Here is an 18,926-nt window from a genome sequence, read left to right on the forward strand (position 1 = left end):
CAGAACTGATACTAAACTTGACCAAAAAAATATTATGCTAACTTGGGAGACTTAGGAATAGCATCGCAAGGGTGAACCTATCTTATCTCCCCATCAGATAGAGCCGAAAATAACAACGATTTACTGATTTGGATGTGATTTCTTTACTCAATAAAAGAGCTATTGCTTGTATCGGATTTAAATGCAGCATTTTTTAATTGAATCGTTTTTTCTGCTCTCCACCATAGTTGAGGTTTATACCTCTCTAGGGTTTAGTAAATAGAATTTAGGTAATTTTCCAACATCGTATAACCGTCTTTACCAACCTTGTTTCCATCACTGGCTTTTTTGGGATTGAGACCATTTTGCTTTTCATAATCATCTGGCATTCCATCGTGATCCGTATCGACCAGGGCAGGAACACTTTTTAGCACTGGCCATCCACCAACATCTTCTTGAGTATCTATGATCCCAGTCTTCCTGGACCTATCCGCAACCTTGTGATCCTTTTTGTAGGTTTCCCCTTCATAAGTTGCGTAACCATTGCGTACTTCATCAATAATTCGAAGGTCTACAGCATCACGCTTAGGAAAAACAGTGCCTGCGTTCTCGAGGACAGAAACAAAAGCGTCTTCGGCAGACTCTTCATTGATAGCCATCGATGGCCAGGGTTCCTCCAGCTTTAAACCATCCAAATATTCGCTACCGTCTTGAGGCTGCACTCCACCCAGCCAGTTGTTCGCTGAAATCCAGGAATTCCCTTCAACTATGTTGCCTGAAATGTACCATTTCCCATAGTCCGCTGCTTTGTTTCGAGACCAGGGAGAGGCGATACGATGGGAGATTTGACCGGGTGCTGTTGCAGGTCCTGCCTTATAATAGTTTCCTACCATATTGATGTTAGTGAAATTGAACTTGTCATTGCCTACCTGAGCAACTTCACCTCCATAAGTAGATTCATATCCCCAATTGTAAACTACGTTGTTTCGGAAATCAATATTTCCACCTCCCGATGCAAAGCGTGGATTACGGTTGGAATGATTGGCGATTAAATTGTGGTGATAGGTGCTGTAGTTTGATCCCCAAATACCGCCAAAACCATGATTCCCCTTTTGATGATTGGATTTATAAAGACTTTCTGATGTTATACACCATTGAACTGTTACATTTTTACCATGGTAAATGGACATGGTTTCGTCAATACTCCAACTTGCCGATACATGGTCCAATATAAGATTGGTAGTATACCTGCTGGATATTGCATCAGTTTCACCTCCTGATTCGTTCCCGAGTCTCACCCTGATGTAACGAATGATCACTTCATCTGCATTTATCATCAACGGATAAGCCCTGAGTGTTATGCCCTCGCCAGGAGCTGTTTGACCTGCTATCGTGATATATGGATTTTTAATTCTTAATTCACTTTCCAATTTGATGGTTCCTGAAACCCTGAAAACAACTGTTCTTGGTCCTTCAGCTTCAACAGCCTCACGAAGGCTTCCTGCCCCAGAATCATTAAGATGGACTACTTCGTAAACTTTCCCACCCCGTCCACCAACAGTGTATTTTCCATAGCCCTCGGCGGTGGGAAAGGCAAGTTGTTGCGCATAACTGTATATACCAATCAATGCCAATGCGATACTCAAAATAGTTCTTTTCATTATTTTATTAATTGACTACTTCATTTAAAGAGTGGTTGAAATTTCGTGAGGCAGCAATTTGAAGTAACAAATACAGATCCTCCCAATTGCCAGAGAGAAGAATACCCCATGACTCCTTTACTTTTTCAACGGCATCCAAACCGCCATTTCTGATTCTCCCCTATTCCCCCAGGCGAAATAGGGAATCAACCTGATATTGACAGGCTTCAGAGTGTTTTTTTGGTCTACTGCCTGGTACAATTTTCCTTCCCAATCGGTTTTAGCTTGTAACAAGGCCTGCCCCTCCAGAAAGGTCAGCCAGGCACCAGCTACCATTTCTTTGACAGGGGTAAATTGAATGGCCGCAGGTAGCTCAACATCAAAGATGCGTGCATCCTGCAAATCCGGAGATTCAATACAATAAACGATTGGGCCCCTCACTACAGCTACCTGGTTCCTGGTTTCCTCCACCAATGGATTGGCCTCCATCAATCGGGCAGTCATGGGTAGGTTTAATTCAATCACATCTCCTTTTTCCCACTGTCGTATTAGAGAGAAATAACTTCCAGCTATAGGTTTTTCCATGAATTTTTCTCCATTAACAGTGATTTCAGCCTGGCTGGCCCAGGCAGGGATCCGTAGATCTATGGCAAAGGGATCTTGCCCAGCATTTTGGATGCTTAGCTTTATCTTTCCATCCCAGGGGTAATCCGTTTCCTGTTTTAACTCCAGGCTTGAACCATTTGGCAAACTGGTTTTCAGTTCATTGCTGCCATACAAATTGATTACCAAACCATTATCGGATAATGCATAGGCGTAATTATGGGTTTCTGCAACCGTTCTGACGACATTGGGAGGACAGCAGTTCGATTTTGAAATATAGGGTTCCCTCACCTTATTCCAGCGAAATGTAAAAGGCAATTCCTCATCTACTCTCAAGGGGTTGGTATAATTAAAATTGGTCCCGCCCAGATCAGTCCCGGACAATACACTATTGATCAAGCTAAGCTCTAAAATATCAGCAAAACGGCTGTCTCCCGTCACCAAAAGCATGCGGTGGTTCCACAACACATTTCCAATATTTGCACAGGTTTCATTGTAAGCTGAAATATTGGGAAGTTGAAAAGCCTGCCCATAAGCCTGGTGGACTTGCTGAATAATAGACTGCTTGTAGGTGGTTCCGTTTGGGGACACCCCGTCATACAAAGCCCCGGTAGCTCCAGTGATGTAAAGTTTTTTAGTGACCACATCCTTCCATATACTTTCCAATGCCACCATCAAAGAATCCTCCCCTGTCTCTGCATAAAGATCAGCTACTCCAGCATACAGGTAATTGGCACGAACAGCATGCCCTACGGCTTCCCGCTGCTGTCGGAATGGAATGCGGTCCTGATTGTGGTCTGTACCATCAGCAATCATTCCACGAATATCAATCATTTTACCAGCCAGGTCGAGGTATTCCTTGTTTCTGGTGGTTCTGTACATTTCAACCACTCCCATATAATGGGAAGGACAAATCGCATTTTGAGCTTGTTCGGCAGTAGCATTTTCATGATAGGCAACAAGAAAATCTGTTGCTTTGATCGCTATGTCCAAAAAGTTAGTCTGACCGGTAATGCGATAATGTAAGCTGGCCGCCGTCATCAAATGGCCCATATTATACGTTTCAAAGTTCATTCGATCTTCAAACTCAACCGCATCTTTAGGATTATTGCGTTGCTTAATTATTGTAGAAGTATGAATATAACCATCTGCTCTCTGTGCGTCCGCGATTACTTTTATGATCCGCTCTAGCTCATCATAATACCTTTGGTCCTTTGTGCTGGCATAAACAGACACTAAGGCTTCAAGCGTTTTATAAAAATCCCCATCATGAAAAGGAGCGCCCCTATGTCTTCCTTCTTTGTATCCCGCAGCTATTTCAAAATTAAGAAAACCGTGGCTAAGGGTATCATTCTCATAAATGTGCAACATGTTCATGGCCATGGTGTCTTTACTGACATCAGCCCAATGCCCCCAAAAGCCATCGGTCCATTTTACCGCATCCATGTCCACCGAGACTTGTTTGGCATACGGGCTTTTGGAAGTGTTTACCAAAGCCTTTTCCTGAGCATTTACCGGCAATAGGGGGACAAAAATGATTGCCATAAAAAGGCCAATCCAATTACTATTCCATTTAAAATCAAGCATATATTTGTTATTCTGGGTCAAATATTAATTGATACAATTTAAATATTTCTCTAGCATGGTGTAGCCATCCGCTAAATTGTTTCTATCTGCTGCATTCGAAGAATCAAGGCCATTTTTCTTTTCCCAATCATCTGGCATGCCATCGTGATCCTTATCCTTAGGTGCTGGAGTGCTTTTTAAATTTGGCCACCCTCCTACATCTTTTTGTGAATCAATTATACCGGATTTTTTGGACTTATCTGCGAGCGTTTTATTTTTCTTATAGCTTTCACCCTCAAAGGAAGCCTGTCCTTCTTTTGCTTCCTTTACTATTCTTTTGTCCACAGGGTCTCTTTTAGGCAAGGTGGCCCCTGCATTTTCGAGCACTGCCTCAAAGGCTTTTTCCGCTGTGTGCTGGTGAATGGGCATAGAAGGCCAGGATGCTTCCATCTTCACAAATTGAAGATTTTGGGTTCCTCCCTGTGGCTGCACTCCTCCATCCCAATTGTCAGCAGTCACTTTGTTATTTCCTTCAATGACATTGTCAGCAATGAACCATTTGCCAAAATCACTGGTATTCTTGCGCATGGATGGGTTGGCTATTCTATAGGAAACCTCTCCCGGAACTGTGGCAGGACCGGGTTTATAATAATTGGCTACAATATTGAACTTAGAAAAAGAAAATTTCGGATTACCCACTTGTTGGTTTTCTCCGCCATAGCAACTGTTGTACCCCCAATTGTAAATTACATTGTTTCTATAATCCGTATAACCCGATCCTGATGCCATTCTAGGATTGCGACTGCCATGATCGGCTATAAGATTGTGGTGGTAAGTGCCATAATTTGACCCCCAAATCCCTCCAAAACCATGTGCTCCTTTTACGTGATTGGATTTGTACATGCTTTCGGAAATAATGCTCCACTGAACAGTAATGCTGTCACAATGATAAATAGACATGGTTTCATCTACACTCCAGCTGGCTGAAATATGGTCCAGAATAATGTGTTTGGTATACCTGCTTGATACCGCATCGGTATCTTCCCCTGATTCATTTCCTAACCTAACCCTCAAATACCTAATGATGACATGATCTGCCTCTATAATCAATGGATTCTTTTTAAGACAAATCCCATCACCAGGGGCTGTCTGACCAGCAATGGTGATATAAGGATGCTTGATCCGCAAAGGAGATTCCAGGGAAATGGTGCCTGAGACTTTAAAAACCACTGTTCTTGGTTCAGTTGCCTCCACTGCAGCTCTTAAACTTCCTTCTCCACTGTCATTTAAATTGGTAACTTCAAATACAATACCACCTCGTCCCCCCTTTGAATATTTTCCATAGCCTTCAGCAGTTGGAAAGGCAAGTTGTTGGGCACCGCTATTGAATCCAATCAATAGCAATACCACACTAAGAATTAAATGTTTCATTGAATATTTTATTTTTAAACAGGTCTAAATCAAAGGTGAAATCGAAATTATTCACTATTATTCATTGTGATAATTGTCTTTTAGTGCTTAATCGGAATTAAACCCGGATTATGTAATAGAATTCGTGATGAGTGTTGTAATCGCAAGAAAATCAGGCTGTTTGGAGATTTTAGCATAGCACCGCTATGGTGAAATTGAAAACAGCAACGAAGTGGCTGATTTTAAAGCGATTTCAGCACGTAATAGATTGTCTATTGCATATTTCGGGTTAAAGACAAAAATTAGAATACTATCCATCAAGGAATAGATTACCTGTTCCTGTTTTAGTTAATCCCATTTCTTTTTTTCCATTCCGGGTATTTTTCCAGCATTTGTTCCGGAGCCCGGGTGTACCAGCTATAGCCGTTTCTCCGCTCATGACCTATCTCGGTTATGGAGTTCTTTTTGATACCGTCTCTGTCGCAGAAATATATTTTTTCAGTTTCCAGGTCATAAAATCGCCCCCAATGTAAAGGCGCATTTTCATCTTCCACCACAATTCTATCCTTGCTTCCATCAGGCATCGTCTGTGTGTCCACCCTTAACCGGCCTACATTATGGTCTTCAAACCATTTTACAGCTCCATTTATAGAAGCCTTGATTTCATCGGATGGGTTTTCTATTTCCATGAGCATAAGCACTATTCCGACTGATTCCGATCCACTAAATGAAGGCAATTCGTAACTTCTGGCTTTTGCGGGTGCAAGGGTTACCGAATCATGTTGGGCACACCAGGCGGTAGGCTCCCCTTTGACGACAATCTGAGTATTTAGAAAACACGCTATTCCTTTGTCATAGGCTTTCTGAATTTTCGCTTTTTTACTGTCCGACAATTGAATGGATTGAAAAGCAGGGGCATCGGAGAGTAATTCTTTTAAGAAGCGCATAATATTGACCATGGCATCATCATTAAAGGTGATGTGGCCGGAATAGGCCACACTTCCTTTGCGGACCGGGTAAAACTGAGGCCAACCCCCATTGTCGTATTGTGCCTTGAGTATATAGTTTATTCCTTTTTCAAAAGCTTGCTTGTAGCGTTCGTCTATGTTTTTTGAATAAACATTGGCTAGAAACCTCAACTCGGTAATCGTGGCATCATTATCAAAAGTTGCTCCAATTTCACCTTTTCTTTTTAGGTAAGCAGCTTTTTCACCAGCATCCATTGGATGATGATAGGGTTTGTTTTTTTCCCAACCTCCTATTGCCTTTTGGGTCAGCAGAACATTTTCTGCCACTAGTTTTGCTTCATTGGAAGCATACCAGGCTTCTGGCATTTTCACAGCAACATCCTTCCAACGCATATCCTGGAAATCTTTGGAGTCGTTCTGACCCATTACGGAGCCAATCGCAAAGACTGCAATTAACCCTATCAATCCCATTGTTTTTGAAAGTGCGGTTATCTTTTTCATTCTATTTGAATTTCCTTATATGTTGTTATTTTAATTTAACCTTATTCCTCCAACCACTTCCATCTATCTCCCCAGTCACCCAAAAAGGCCTCCCTATATTTGGAAATGGTTTTCGCGCCTTGTTGGTCTTTTATAAATAGTTCTTCACCTAATCGATCACTGTACCAGTTGGATCCCAATTGGTAATCGTCCGGAGAGGGTTTTCCCGGCCAGGGATTGGTACTGACATATTCTCCGACCAAGCCATCCAGCTCAGGAATTTCACTACTGGTTTTGTATTTACCATTTTCCGCCTTTTTAGAAGCATATTTCACTCCATAAATACCCTCACCAAGGTAATAACCCGGCCAAACCTGACCTTGTATTTTGATTTGAAAAACTACAGAATCTTCTGGAACCATTATTTTAGGCCCATTAAACCTCCATTCAATTGTAGCATAAGCCGCCACTGTATCTGCATTGGTGCTGCCGCCTTCAAATACGCTTCTGGAACTGCGGTCTATCTTCTCAAAGCTACCACCCCAACTTTCTCCAGTGGGATCCTCTGGGTCGCCGTTCATGACATAAGCGAGTGATGGAGTATCTCCCATTTTTATTTCTCCATTATAATAATTGATAAAATCCTTACCGATAACACCTCGCCCTTGGATATAATTGTCATAATAGGCGTCACCTTTAAATGCTTCAGGAGAATCTTCATCCATAAACCAGCCCCTGTAGGTTGCATTGGCTTCTATCATCCAAAGATCTCCATGATGGGCTGCTATATAAGAGTAGGCATTGATGCTCCATTTCTTATTCGGGCCTCCTATCCAATACACCCTGATCTTCTCCTTTATCTCCGGCGCATCATGCAATGCCTGAGCAAGGTCTTCTATACCCCCCCAAACCAAAACCCAAAGTCGCTGATCACTTTCTTTTTTGGCGCATTTAATGATCCATTCTGAACCTTCAGTGGAATTAGAATAACCCTTAAAAGGGGCTGCTGGAACTGCACCTTGCTTTACAACCGCTCTTAAAACATCTGCTTTTGGAAGGTCACTTGCATGTTTTGCTAGCTGTGCATAATCTTTTTCATAATCCGCAATTATGTCCAAAAAATTGCTTTTACGCCCATCTCCGAAAGGAGAAGAAACCAGTCCCTCAATTTCAAATTGATCCGCATACATTAATAAATGTATCATGGACTGAAAATCATCAGGGTCTGTACCTCCTATATCCGAACTAATTAAAATTCTGGGCTTATTCTGCCCCCTAACCGTACTGTCACAGCCCCAAAACGTGACCATTACAACCAGTATTATGAGCCTTAAACTTCCTGTTTTCTTCATTATTCTTTACGACTAAATTTCTTTTATTTACGTTTTACAAAAAAGCTACTATCACTTTAAAATCAGCTTTTTAAACCCTAATTAAGTTTAGCACAGGTTTACATATCGGGTATAAATGTATCAAAAAGAAAGTAAAAGAAAAATAAAAAGTAATTTTTCGAAAATATATTTTAAAATATTTTTATTTTAAATCTAATTATCACTAGATTTATACCCATAATACTTACGATTTACTTTCTTTTAGTTTCTTTATTTTACGAATACCAAGAAAATTAAATCGGAAACCTATTCAAACGTACTATTTAACCTTTGCTGTTAACAAATCCCAAAAACCATGATTAAATATTCTTACTTTAAAATTCCTCCATCAGCTGGAGGAAGGCTTTTAAAAACAGCCTTGTTCGTCATTGCCTGCTTTACGCTTATTTTTTCTGAGCTTTCTGCTCAGAACACCACTATTACAGGAACCGTCAAATCTTCCGACTTAGATGATGTGCTTCCAGGGGCAACCGTATTAGTAAAAGGTACTAATATTGGTACAGCTACAAATATTGATGGTGAATTCACTATTTCAGCAACCCCAGATGCGACATTGGTGTTTAGTTCCATTGGTTATATTCCACAGGAAGTAAAAGTAGGCAACCAAACCACAATTCAGATTACCCTTTCTCCCGACATAACCAATATGGAGGAAGTCGTCGTAATTGGATATGGTACAGTTAAGAAAAGAGATCTCACAGGAGCCGTAACCTCTGTCAAAAGCGATGAAATCAGGCAGGTACCGGCCCAAAACCCTTTAGAATCTATTCAAGGAAAAATTGCCGGTGTAGACATCACCAGAGGCAATGGCTCCTCATCTTCCGGCATTAACATTAGGATTAGGGGTAACAGATCCATTGGAGCCAGTAACAACCCTCTATTTATAGTAGATGGGGTGCAAACAGGAAACATTGACAATATCAACCCCAATGATATTGAGTCAATGGAGTTCTTAAAAGATGCTTCTTCTACGGCCATTTATGGTTGGCAGGGTGCAAATGGTATTGTTATCATTACCACCAAAAAAGGGAGTTCAGGCAAGCCCTCAGTCACACTTAATTCTTATTATGGCGTATCGGAAGTTTCCCGATATCCCTCTGTCTTGAATGGAGACGAATATGTGGCCATCAAAAGAGAAGCCAACAGAACTACTGGAAAATGGAACTCAGCAGCGGACGATCCATTGATTTTCAACACCCAGGAACTGGCCGCCATCGCAAATGGAGATTGGATTGATTACCAAAGCTTACTACTAAGCAATGGTAATCAGCAAAATTACAACCTTGGTGTAAACTCAGGAGGCGACAGAACCAAAGTCTATACCTCTCTGGATTTTTACGGAGAAAATGGCATATTGAAATTTGACAATGTAAAACGCTACACACTTCGAACCAATGTCGACCATACATTCAATAGCTGGATAAAGGCAGGTTTGCAATCACAGGTGGCCAATAGGGACGAAAGTTACCGCAGGGATCCATTGAACATGGCCAATAAAATTATCCCCCTGGGAACTGTATATGATGAAAATGGAGATTTCATTGTCTATCCCCTTGGTGGATCATCAATTAGCCCTTTGGCAGATGAACAACCAGATGTATTCTCAAACAAAGGCAAAATAACCAATGTACTCGCCAATGTATACCTGGAACTGAAGCCTTTCGAAGGGTTTAGCTTTCGTACAAATTTTGGGACAAACATCAATAACACCAGAGTTGGTCGCTTCGAAGCATCCAACTCCATCAGTAGAAATGGGGGCGCTAGTCAGGCGCAATACACCGCATCCAATAGCCGATTTATCAACTGGGACAATGTCATCAACTACCAAAAGGAGATTAAGGACCATTCATTTGCCATAACAGCTTTAACCAGTTATGTGCAGGAAGAATCCGACAATGTACTTGCCCAAGGGGAAAATCAATTGCTTCCTGGACAGTTGTTTTATGGTCTGGGCAATGCCCCTGACAACATTTCCATCAACAGCGGATTTTCAAAATGGAATGTACTCTCCTTTGCAGCCCGTTTGAATTACAGTTACAAAGGCAAATACCTTATTACACTAACAGATAGAGCGGACGGCGCTTCCAGATTGTCCAAAGGCAATAAATGGGCGTATTTCCCATCAGCCGCATTTGCCTGGAGAGTCGTAGATGAAAACTTCATGCAGAATGTAGCCGCCGTCAGTGAGTTAAAACTTCGCTTGAGTTATGGTGTAGCAGGAAACTCAGGAATTAAAGCCTACGGAACACAAAGCTCTTTGACCAGAATCCCTATGGCTTTTGGAGAGTCAAGTTTCCAGGGATTTACCTTCTCCCCACTCTTAGGCAATCCAGATGCGGGATGGGAATTATCTGAAACCACCAACTTTGGTGTTGATTTGGGACTATGGGGAAGCAGGATAAATGCCACTATGGACATTTACGACACCCGCACATCGGACCTTCTTTTGCCTCGTGGCTTGCCACCTACTTCAGGCGTTCAGCAAGTGTATCAAAACATAGGCAAGACCAAAAACCAGGGTGTTGAAATCGGAATAAATTCCCTGAATATCGAAAATGAAAACTTGCAATGGGAAACAACCCTCACTTTTACCAGAAACAGAGAGGAGATCATTTCCCTGGTAACAGAAGGCGTGGATGATATTGGAAATGGATGGTTTGTAGGCCAACCTATAAGTGTTTTTTATGATTATGAAAAACTAGGAATATGGCAAACAAATGAGGCGGATGAAGCCGCAATTTATGGTCAAGTACCTGGTGACATAAAAGTAAAAGACCAAAATGGAGACATGAAAATAGATGCCGTCAATGATCGCCGTGTTCTTGCAGGAAACAACAGACCTGATTGGTTTGGCGGTTTGAACAATAAAATTACCTACAAGCGAATTGACTTCAGTGTGTATCTTTTTGCCAGATGGGGTCAGACAATTGATCCTGATTTTCTAGGCAGATATGATAGGCAGTCCAACTTAAGCAACAGCACTAAGGCTATTGATTATTGGACTCCGGAAAACCCAACCAATGAATACCCAAGACCAAATGCTGGAGTATCTGGCTCCTCCACACTTTATTGGAGCACAATTGGCTATGTAGATGGATCTTACCTCAGGGTACGAAACCTTTCACTGGGATACACCCTTCCAAGCACGGACAGTTCCATATTCAGTAATATGAGGATTTACTTTTCCGGCTCCAACCTATTGACTTTTACCAAAAGCAAAAAGCTGGATGAATACGATCCTGAGCGAGGTGGTGGAGAAAGTTATCCAATGTTAAAAAATTATGTTTTCGGAATCAATCTTAGCTTTTAATCGATTCAAAATGAAAAATATAAAAATACTATCAGCAGCCGCTTTGTTCGTGGCCTTATTTACCACATCATGTGATGAAGTGCTGGAAGAATACAACCCCAGCGGTCTTACTGCTGAGGCAGTTTACAGTACGCCGGAAGGATTTGAATCTTTGGTCAATGCCGCTTATTCTTACCAAAGGTGGTGGTATGGAAAAGAAGAAGGGTTTAATATGACTGAAATGGGTACGGACATCTGGATAAGTGCCGCAGGTGATGTTTGGCCGGACCTTACTACCTATACCAATTTACAAGGTACCAATGCACCAATTACCACCGAATGGAGGGAATTGTATGCAGCTATAAATCTAACCAATGCGGGAATTAACCGGATTGAAGAAGCCGGATTTACACCTGCCATGCGCACTCAAAGAGAGGCTGAATTGAGGTTTTTAAGGGCCTTTTATTACTACCATATTGTAGAAACCTGGGGAGGCGTTCATTTTACGCTTGAAGAATCTCAGGGAATCATCACGACGGCCAACAAAACACCTATAGACACCTTTTATGACCAAATATTGACTGATCTTGATTTTGCTGTAGCCAATTTGTCCACAACAACTTCAGACTATGGGAGGGTGACAAAACCTGCAGCCATGGCTTTCCTGGCACGGATTTACCTCACCAGAAAAATGTACAATGAAGCATCCCAAATGGCTGAATCTGTCATCAACGGGGACTTTGGCTACGAGTTGGTCTCCAATTATGCAGATCTTTGGGACATGGGAAATAACCATAACAGTGAAATTGTTTATGCTGTTAATTATGCAGAAAACCTAACCCTCAATGACCTTCGAAATTCCTCTACCAACCCATTGGGACATGGAAGAGGCAGTAACAATGGTCATTTGCATTTCCTAATGAAATACGACAACCTTCCTGGAATGACGAGAGCAATTGAATACGGAAGACCCTTCAATAGGTACATGCCTACACGGGCGTTGCTTGACCTATTCAGCGAAGAAGATTCCCGATACGAAGGATCATTTATGGAGGTTTGGTATGCCAATTCTACCAACACACCGGCAGGAATGGCTACTGGAGACACGGCAGTGGTAGCAACCAGAAGCACTTTCACAGGTAGTCCGGGACATGTGTACCAAGTGTACAACAGGAATGACATCTATAATGAGAATGGCACGGTAAGGGACAACCTTCGCTACCCTACCCTGACCAAGCACATGGACAATACCAGGTCCAGTGCCAATGAAGCGCAAAGTTCCAGGGACGCTTTTGTTATCCGATTTGCCGAATTGTACCTTATCGCAGCAGAAGCCCAGATGTTTCTTGGCAATAATCAATCTGCAGCGGATTATATCAATGTGGTCAGAACACGTGCTGCAAAACCTGGCCTGGAAGAAGCCATGAAAATCACTGCGAATGACGTAACCCTTGATTTTATCTTGGATGAACGTGCGAGAGAATTTGCAGGAGAGCAATTGAGATGGTTTGACTTGAAAAGAACGGAAAAATTGGTAGAAAGAGTTTTAAGTTTAAACCCTGATGTCACCAGAGTAGAACCTTTCCATTTGATAAGACCAATACCTCAAGCGCAATTGGATGCTGTAACCAACCGTGATGAATTTGTTCAACACCAAGGTTATCAATAAAATGAATACACACCTATTATTCCTATAAAAATGGAGCGTGGGCAGGCTTCAACGTTTGCACACGCTCTTATTTACTGAAGTACAACTTATATTTTCACTAAAAAAAGACCTTATGCCAAAAAAGTGATTTCTTCCAACTTGCACATTATTGGGCAAAACAATAAATTAAAATCATTATTGATAACTTTTAACCAAAACAAAAAAGAAAAAAAACTTACGATACTGTTTAGAGGTTAATTATCTTCGTTCTTCCGCAAAATACAAAGAAATAATGTTGCCAAAACAAAGAAAAGAAAAGATACTTGACTTACTAAAAGAAGATGGCTCTGCCAAAGTAATCAATCTGGCCAAAATCTTTAAAGTTACAGAAGTAACCATTCGCCAGGATCTCGAGAAATTGGAGAAAAATGGATTGGTCATCAGGGAGCATGGTGGCGTTCATTTGAAAAATGTTGAAGACCAGGTGCGTAATTTCTCTTTAGTACACCAGGATAATCTAAAGGAAAAAGAAATTATTGCTGAAAAATGTCTGGAATTCATACATCCCGGAGACACAATCATTCTTGATTCTGGATCTACCACTACTGAGATTGCAAAAAAAATAATAAATATCAAAGGGTTAACGGTCATTACCAATGCCCTAAATATCGCATTGATGCTAGGCGCAAATCCAAACATAGACATCATTATGACAGGAGGGGAATTTAAGGCACCTACTTTATCGCTTACGGGCCAAAAGGCAGCTGATTTCTTCAAGGGGCTAAATGTCCAGAAACTCTTTCTGGCAACAGCAGGCATTTCCTTAAAATCAGGCCTTACTTATCCCAGTATTAGCGATCTGGTAGTCAAAAAAGCCATGATTGATGCCGCTGACATTACCTATTTGGTAGCGGATTCATCAAAAATTGGCAAAAGCGCTTTTGCCAGCCTCGGAGCCTTATCGCTTATCGATTATATCATTACTGACGAAGGGGTCGAAAACAAGCACAAAGAAGTCTTCAAAGAAAACGATATCCAGTTAATTATCGCTGAAGACAAAAATTAAAAAAAACAGAAAGTAAAAAGTACCATTTCTTAGAGCACAATGAAAAATCAGAACATCACTTTAGGCATTATCATAGGAAACAGAGATTTTTTTCCAGACATACTCGTGTCAGAAGCGAGGATTGAGGTTTTAAACGTACTTGAAAAACAAGGCATCAAAGCCATTATTCTTGGAGAAAATGAGACTAAGCTTGGTGGTGTTGAGACCTATTTGGATGCCAGGAAATGTGCTGATTTATTCAAAAAGTATAAGGAGGATATAGCAGGTGTTCTAGTAGTACTCCCAAATTTCGGAGATGAACGAGGAATTGCAGACACTTTACACCTTGCGGACCTAAAAGTGCCAGTACTCATTCAAGGATACCCTGATGAGCTGAATAAACTAAATGTAGCCAACCGAAGAGATTCATGGTGTGGGAAGATTTCCGTATGCAATAACCTTTATCAATACGGCATTAAATATTCGATCACTACCAAACATGTAGTCCACCCTACCGACCCATCCTTTCAGGCAGATTTACAAAAATTTCTGGGCGTTTGCCGTGTGGTAAAAGGAATGAAAAATGTCCGAATTGGAGCCATTGGTGCCAGACCCACTGCTTTTAACACGGTGCGGTACAGTGAAAAAATATTGCAAAAAAACGGCATTTCTGTGGTCACCTGCGATCTGTCCGAAATTCTCGGTAAAGCCAATAAATTGGACAATACCCATCAGCGGGTAAAAGATCATTTGGAGAAAATTCACAATTATGCTTCTATTGGAAAGACCCCAAGTGAGTCTTTAATACAGATGGCGAAGCTTGATGTGGTATTGAATGACTTTATGACTGAAAATCAACTGGATGCCAATGCCATTCAGTGTTGGACTTCGCTTCAGCAAAACTATGGTTGCAATGTTTGCACCAGCTCAAGTATGTTTAGCGAAGGCATGATCCCTAGCGCCTGTGAAGTAGATGTGACAGGAACCCTCAGCATGTATGCAATGCAATTGGCCTCTGGTTCTCCCAGTGCTTTGGTAGACTGGAACAATAACTATGCTGACGATGACGATAAATGTGTGCTTTTCCATTGTGGAAACTGGGCCAAATCCTTCTTACCAGACATTGAGATCAGCAATGCCCCAATTCTAGGCACAACAGTAGGGGTGGAAAACACCTATGGCGCATTGGACGGGCGTACGCCTGCCTCCCCATTGACTTTTGGAAGAATTACAACAGATGATACCAAAGGAATCATGAAAGCCTATGTGGGAGATGGTGCTTTAACAGATGACGAATTAAAGACTTTCGGAAATAGGGCCGTTGCTAAAATCCCAAACCTTCAGGGATTAATGAATTATATATGTAAAAATGGTTTCGAACATCATGTTGTGATGAATGCCTCACATACTTCTGATGCATTGAAAGAAGCTTTTGAAAACTATATGGGATGGGATGTGTACCATCACGAAGGGTAAAAAACGGGTTAATTGTTACCAAGAAGACAGAACAATAATGTCAGATAAAGAATTAGAAAAGAAGTCGGTATTCCTGAGAAAAAACATTCTCAAATACATCTACAAAGCAAAAGCCGGGCACACTGGTGGTAGTTTGTCTTGTGTGGACATTTTGAATGTATTGTACAATAAAGTACTTAAAATAGATCCTGAAAATTTCAGAAATCCTGATAGAGACCGCTACATACAGAGTAAAGGTCATTGTGTAGAAGCCCTGTTTGTCACGCTTGCAGACAGAGGTTTTTTCCCTGAGTCCGACCTGGAAACACTTTGTCAGTACCAATCCCACTACATCGGTCACCCTACAAAAAAAGTCAATGGTGTGGAGCAAAATACCGGGGCTTTAGGTCATGGTTTACCTATCTGCGTTGGAGAAGCAATTGCAGCAAAATTGGACAAAAAACAACACCGGGTATTTACGCTCTTGGGAGATGGTGAATTGCCTGAAGGCTCCAATTGGGAAGCATTCCTTTCCGCTTCGCATTATAAATTGGACAACCTTTACGCAATTTTGGACAATAACAAACAGCAAATTACAGGTTCAAATCAGGAAGTAATGAATACTGATTCCCTTAGGGACAAATTGGAAGCATTTGGTTGGTCAGTAAAAGAGGTTGATGGCCACAATTTGAATGCCTTGGTTTCAGCCTTAAACAATGGGCCTTTCCAAACAGGAAAGCCCAATTTCATCATTGCCCATACCGTCAAAGGAAAAGGGGTAAGCTATATGGAAGGCGTTTTAAAATGGCACCATGGCGTACCAAGCCCTGAACAATATGAATTGGCATTGTCAGAACTAGATGCGGCTGAGGCATTAATCTCATAGATCATGGAACTGGATAAAATTGCAAAGAAAAATTTAAAAATGGGAAGAGCAAACCAAGAAGTTTTTGCTGAAACCCTTGAAAACTTAGCTGCTGCTGATCCATCGATCATTGCCGTAACAAGTGACTCCCGGGGTTCGGGGAAACTGGTCCCCTTTGGACAGAAATATCCAAACCAGATTGTAGAGGTTGGCATTGCTGAACAAAATCTGGTAGGGGTAGCTGCTGGACTTGCTTCTGCAGGAAAGAAACCATTTGCCGTTTCACCCGCTTGTTTCCTTACAGCAAGAGCACTGGAACAAATCAAAAACGATGTGGCCTATTCTGATAACCCCGTGAAATTGGTAGGAATAAGTGCTGGTGTAAGCTACGGTGCATTAGGCACCACACATCATAGCCTTCATGACTTTGCCGTGCTTCGGGCCATCAACAATATCACCATTGTGGTGCCAGCGGACAACTTCGAAACTGAACAGGCGGTGCGTTTAGCCGCCAATCTTAAACAACCGATTTACCTTCGCTTTGGTAAAAAAAGCGTACCCTTCTTGAGTGAAGAAAACCAAATATTCGAATTTGGTAAGGGGAGAGTAATCCGTGAAGGAACTGACCTTACCATTATCGCCAATGGTGAAACCGTCCAACATGCATGGCAGGCAGCCGAGGGTTTGGAACAGCAGCATGGGATTACTACCAAGGTTATCAGCATGCATACCATCAAACCTTTGGACACAGAGCTTCTGGATGATTTAGCCAAAGCTGCAAAACCAATAATCACAGTAGAAGAACATATGGTAAATGGAGGATTAGGAGAAGCCTGTGCTTCCTACCTCTTTCAACAAGGGGCGAGAAACCCATTCCATATTATGGGCATTCCCGATGAGTACACCGTGACCGGTTCCCAAAATGACATCTTTAAGCATTACGGGATATCCTGTGATGGCATAGTAGCGAAAGCAACATTAGTCTTAAAAAATTAACACCCAAACCCAAAATGACCAATTTCAACCCCTTAAAAATGCTTTGCTTTTTTGCAGTAGCATTGATTTTAAATGGCTGCGGAGGACCTGATGAACGCGCCTTGGATCAACCTAAAAAAGTGGCCGTAATTGTGTCCACTCTTAACAATCCCTGGTTTGTAGTATTGGCAGAAACAGCCGCAGATCGTGCTACTGAATTGGGATTTGAGGCAACTATTTTTGATTCCCAAAACAATACCGCACTAGAAACAGATCATTTTGAAAATGCTGTTTCTTCAGGATATGACGCCATACTTTTCAACCCTACAGATGCAGATGGCTCAATTGCCAATGTAAGGATCGCCAAAGAAAAGGGGGTGCCGGTATTTTGCATGGACCGAGAGATCAATGCAACGGATGCTGCTACAAGTCAGATTCTTTCAGACAGCTATGCCGGCTGCGTAGCCATTGGGAAATACTTTGTTGAAAAGCTCAATAAAAAGGGCAAGTATGTAGAGATACTAGGCTTAGTTGGCGACAACAATACCTGGAGCAGATCCAAGGGATTCCATTCTGTAGTTGACAATTACCCCGAACTTCAAATGGTTGCCCAGCAAAATGCAGATTTCGACAGAAACAAAGCCATGGAAGTTATGGAATCCATATTACAGGTGCATCCAGACATTAAGGGCGTGTTTTGCGGCAATGACGCTATGGCGATGGGAGCATATCAGGCACTTGTTTCTTCAGGCAAAGCAGATCAGGTAATGGTTTTTGGATTCGATGGTGCAAGCGATGTTATTAACTCCATCAGAGACAAGAAAATACTGGCCACAGGCATGCAATTCCCAAAATTGATCGCCAGGACAGCAGCGGAATACGCACTATCCTATTTTGATGGAAAGCGGGATTTTGCCCAAAAGGTACCTGTAACGGTGGAAATGGTCAACCAGGAAAATGTAATGGATTACCAAGCCTACGGAAGCAAATGAACAGGAAAGCAATTAAATACAGCATTGGAGTACTTGTCATAGGTCTATTGGGGTATAACTCCGTTTATTTTCAGCCACTGGATAAAAAACTGGCAGATGGTAATGAAATAAGCTTTGATGCAAAAGCCTATGTAGATGGCATTTGGGGCAATGAATTAAGGATGGTCTATAAAGATGCACCAGACATTGCACTTTTAATAGATAGCCTGGAGCAAAATACGGCTGCTGCTTTTGAAACTTATGGGTACGCACTGGGCATTGGGAATATCGGCTATTTCAGGGTCAAAGGAGAAGGTCTGGTTACAGCCGTCAATAACAACAATGTCCTGCTGCAAGTGGGAAGCCATGTGATTGAATTGGAAACGGAATTTGTGTATGGAAACGCCATCCGAGATGCTTCAGGTTTAGTCAAGCTAAACGATTATGACAACTCCTCTGATTTTAACAGCATCTCTGAATCCATCAATGAAAAAATTCGAAAGGAGCTTATCCCGGAATTCAGGTCTAAAGTAAAAATAGGAGATAAGGTAAGGTTTGAGGGGGCAATTGAGCTCAATAAAGCCCACCTAAAACTAAACCAGATTGAGGTGATTCCTATTACTCTTCAAATAACAGAATAG

13 protein-coding genes are annotated in these 18,926 nt (G+C 41.7%); 8 read left to right on the plus strand and 5 right to left on the minus strand.

All coding sequences use genetic code 11. The features are described 5' to 3' along the window. Window positions 1-251: 251 nt before the first annotated feature. From AC0L7T_RS22535 to AC0L7T_RS22555, 5 genes are all read right to left on the minus strand, one after another. Window positions 252-1,640: a pectate lyase family protein gene (locus tag AC0L7T_RS22535; protein WP_473338591.1), complete on the minus strand. Its 1,389-nt coding sequence runs from the start codon at window positions 1,638-1,640 to the stop codon at window positions 252-254. Window positions 1,641-1,757: 117 nt separating this feature from the next. Then, window positions 1,758-3,809 (minus strand): aceric acid hydrolase, encoded by a 2,052-nt coding sequence (locus AC0L7T_RS22540; RefSeq protein ID WP_473338593.1) that lies wholly within the window; start codon window positions 3,807-3,809, stop codon window positions 1,758-1,760. Between the two features lie 24 nt (window positions 3,810-3,833). Continuing rightward, entirely contained in the window at window positions 3,834-5,219 is a 1,386-nt protein-coding gene (locus AC0L7T_RS22545) for a pectate lyase family protein (RefSeq protein WP_473338595.1), read from the minus strand. 323 nt (window positions 5,220-5,542) lie between these two features. Then, a complete protein-coding gene (pelA, locus tag AC0L7T_RS22550; protein WP_473338596.1) occupies window positions 5,543-6,667 on the minus strand; it encodes a pectate lyase in 1,125 nt (374 codons plus the stop codon). Window positions 6,668-6,708: 41 nt separating this feature from the next. After that, entirely contained in the window at window positions 6,709-7,998 is a 1,290-nt protein-coding gene (locus AC0L7T_RS22555) for a nucleoside hydrolase-like domain-containing protein (protein WP_473338598.1), read from the minus strand. Window positions 7,999-8,332: 334 nt separating this feature from the next. On the opposite strand from AC0L7T_RS22555, the gene AC0L7T_RS22560 reads away from it, so the two are divergent. The 8 genes from AC0L7T_RS22560 (at window position 8,333) to AC0L7T_RS22595 (ending at window position 18,926) form a co-directional block, all read left to right on the plus strand. Next, window positions 8,333-11,347, plus strand: coding sequence for a SusC/RagA family TonB-linked outer membrane protein (locus tag AC0L7T_RS22560; protein WP_473338599.1), 3,015 nt, complete (start codon window positions 8,333-8,335; stop codon window positions 11,345-11,347). Between the two features lie 10 nt (window positions 11,348-11,357). Beyond that, a complete protein-coding gene (locus AC0L7T_RS22565; RefSeq protein WP_473338601.1) occupies window positions 11,358-12,995 on the plus strand; it encodes a RagB/SusD family nutrient uptake outer membrane protein in 1,638 nt (545 codons plus the stop codon). A gap of 271 nt (window positions 12,996-13,266) precedes the next feature. Next, on the plus strand, window positions 13,267-14,040 hold the full coding sequence (locus AC0L7T_RS22570; RefSeq protein WP_473338602.1) for a DeoR/GlpR family DNA-binding transcription regulator: 774 nt from the start codon (window positions 13,267-13,269) through the stop codon (window positions 14,038-14,040). A 39-nt stretch (window positions 14,041-14,079) separates the two neighbouring features. Beyond that, on the plus strand, window positions 14,080-15,495 hold the full coding sequence (locus tag AC0L7T_RS22575; RefSeq protein WP_473338603.1) for an L-fucose/L-arabinose isomerase family protein: 1,416 nt from the start codon (window positions 14,080-14,082) through the stop codon (window positions 15,493-15,495). Between the two features lie 37 nt (window positions 15,496-15,532). Then, on the plus strand, window positions 15,533-16,360 hold the full coding sequence (locus tag AC0L7T_RS22580; protein WP_473338605.1) for a transketolase: 828 nt from the start codon (window positions 15,533-15,535) through the stop codon (window positions 16,358-16,360). Window positions 16,361-16,363: 3 nt separating this feature from the next. Further along, window positions 16,364-17,335: a transketolase family protein gene (locus AC0L7T_RS22585; protein ID WP_473338606.1), complete on the plus strand. Its 972-nt coding sequence runs from the start codon at window positions 16,364-16,366 to the stop codon at window positions 17,333-17,335. A 14-nt stretch (window positions 17,336-17,349) separates the two neighbouring features. Beyond that, window positions 17,350-18,306 (plus strand): substrate-binding domain-containing protein, encoded by a 957-nt coding sequence (locus AC0L7T_RS22590; protein WP_473338608.1) that lies wholly within the window; start codon window positions 17,350-17,352, stop codon window positions 18,304-18,306. Continuing rightward, a complete protein-coding gene (locus tag AC0L7T_RS22595; RefSeq protein WP_473338609.1) occupies window positions 18,303-18,926 on the plus strand; it encodes a DUF2291 domain-containing protein in 624 nt (207 codons plus the stop codon). Before AC0L7T_RS22590 ends, AC0L7T_RS22595 begins: the two co-directional genes overlap by 4 nt.

This window comes from Cyclobacterium sp. 10D3-21, assembly GCF_055809755.1.

What these genes read in the sequence shown, in the direction of transcription:
- AC0L7T_RS22555 (WP_473338598.1), bottom strand. Translation starts at nt 7,998, where the DNA reads ATGAAGAAAACAGGAAGTTTAAGGCTCATAATACTGGTTGTAATGGTC.
- AC0L7T_RS22595 (WP_473338609.1), top strand. Translation starts at nt 18,303, where the DNA reads ATGAACAGGAAAGCAATTAAATACAGCATTGGAGTACTTGTCATAGGT.
- AC0L7T_RS22575 (WP_473338603.1), top strand. Translation starts at nt 14,080, where the DNA reads ATGAAAAATCAGAACATCACTTTAGGCATTATCATAGGAAACAGAGAT.
- pelA (WP_473338596.1), bottom strand. Translation starts at nt 6,667, where the DNA reads ATGAAAAAGATAACCGCACTTTCAAAAACAATGGGATTGATAGGGTTA.
- AC0L7T_RS22540 (WP_473338593.1), bottom strand. Translation starts at nt 3,809, where the DNA reads ATGCTTGATTTTAAATGGAATAGTAATTGGATTGGCCTTTTTATGGCA.
- AC0L7T_RS22535 (WP_473338591.1), bottom strand. Translation starts at nt 1,640, where the DNA reads ATGAAAAGAACTATTTTGAGTATCGCATTGGCATTGATTGGTATATAC.
- AC0L7T_RS22565 (WP_473338601.1), top strand. Translation starts at nt 11,358, where the DNA reads ATGAAAAATATAAAAATACTATCAGCAGCCGCTTTGTTCGTGGCCTTA.
- AC0L7T_RS22560 (WP_473338599.1), top strand. Translation starts at nt 8,333, where the DNA reads ATGATTAAATATTCTTACTTTAAAATTCCTCCATCAGCTGGAGGAAGG.
- AC0L7T_RS22590 (WP_473338608.1), top strand. Translation starts at nt 17,350, where the DNA reads ATGACCAATTTCAACCCCTTAAAAATGCTTTGCTTTTTTGCAGTAGCA.
- AC0L7T_RS22545 (WP_473338595.1), bottom strand. Translation starts at nt 5,219, where the DNA reads ATGAAACATTTAATTCTTAGTGTGGTATTGCTATTGATTGGATTCAAT.
- AC0L7T_RS22585 (WP_473338606.1), top strand. Translation starts at nt 16,364, where the DNA reads ATGGAACTGGATAAAATTGCAAAGAAAAATTTAAAAATGGGAAGAGCA.
- AC0L7T_RS22570 (WP_473338602.1), top strand. Translation starts at nt 13,267, where the DNA reads ATGTTGCCAAAACAAAGAAAAGAAAAGATACTTGACTTACTAAAAGAA.
- AC0L7T_RS22580 (WP_473338605.1), top strand. Translation starts at nt 15,533, where the DNA reads ATGTCAGATAAAGAATTAGAAAAGAAGTCGGTATTCCTGAGAAAAAAC.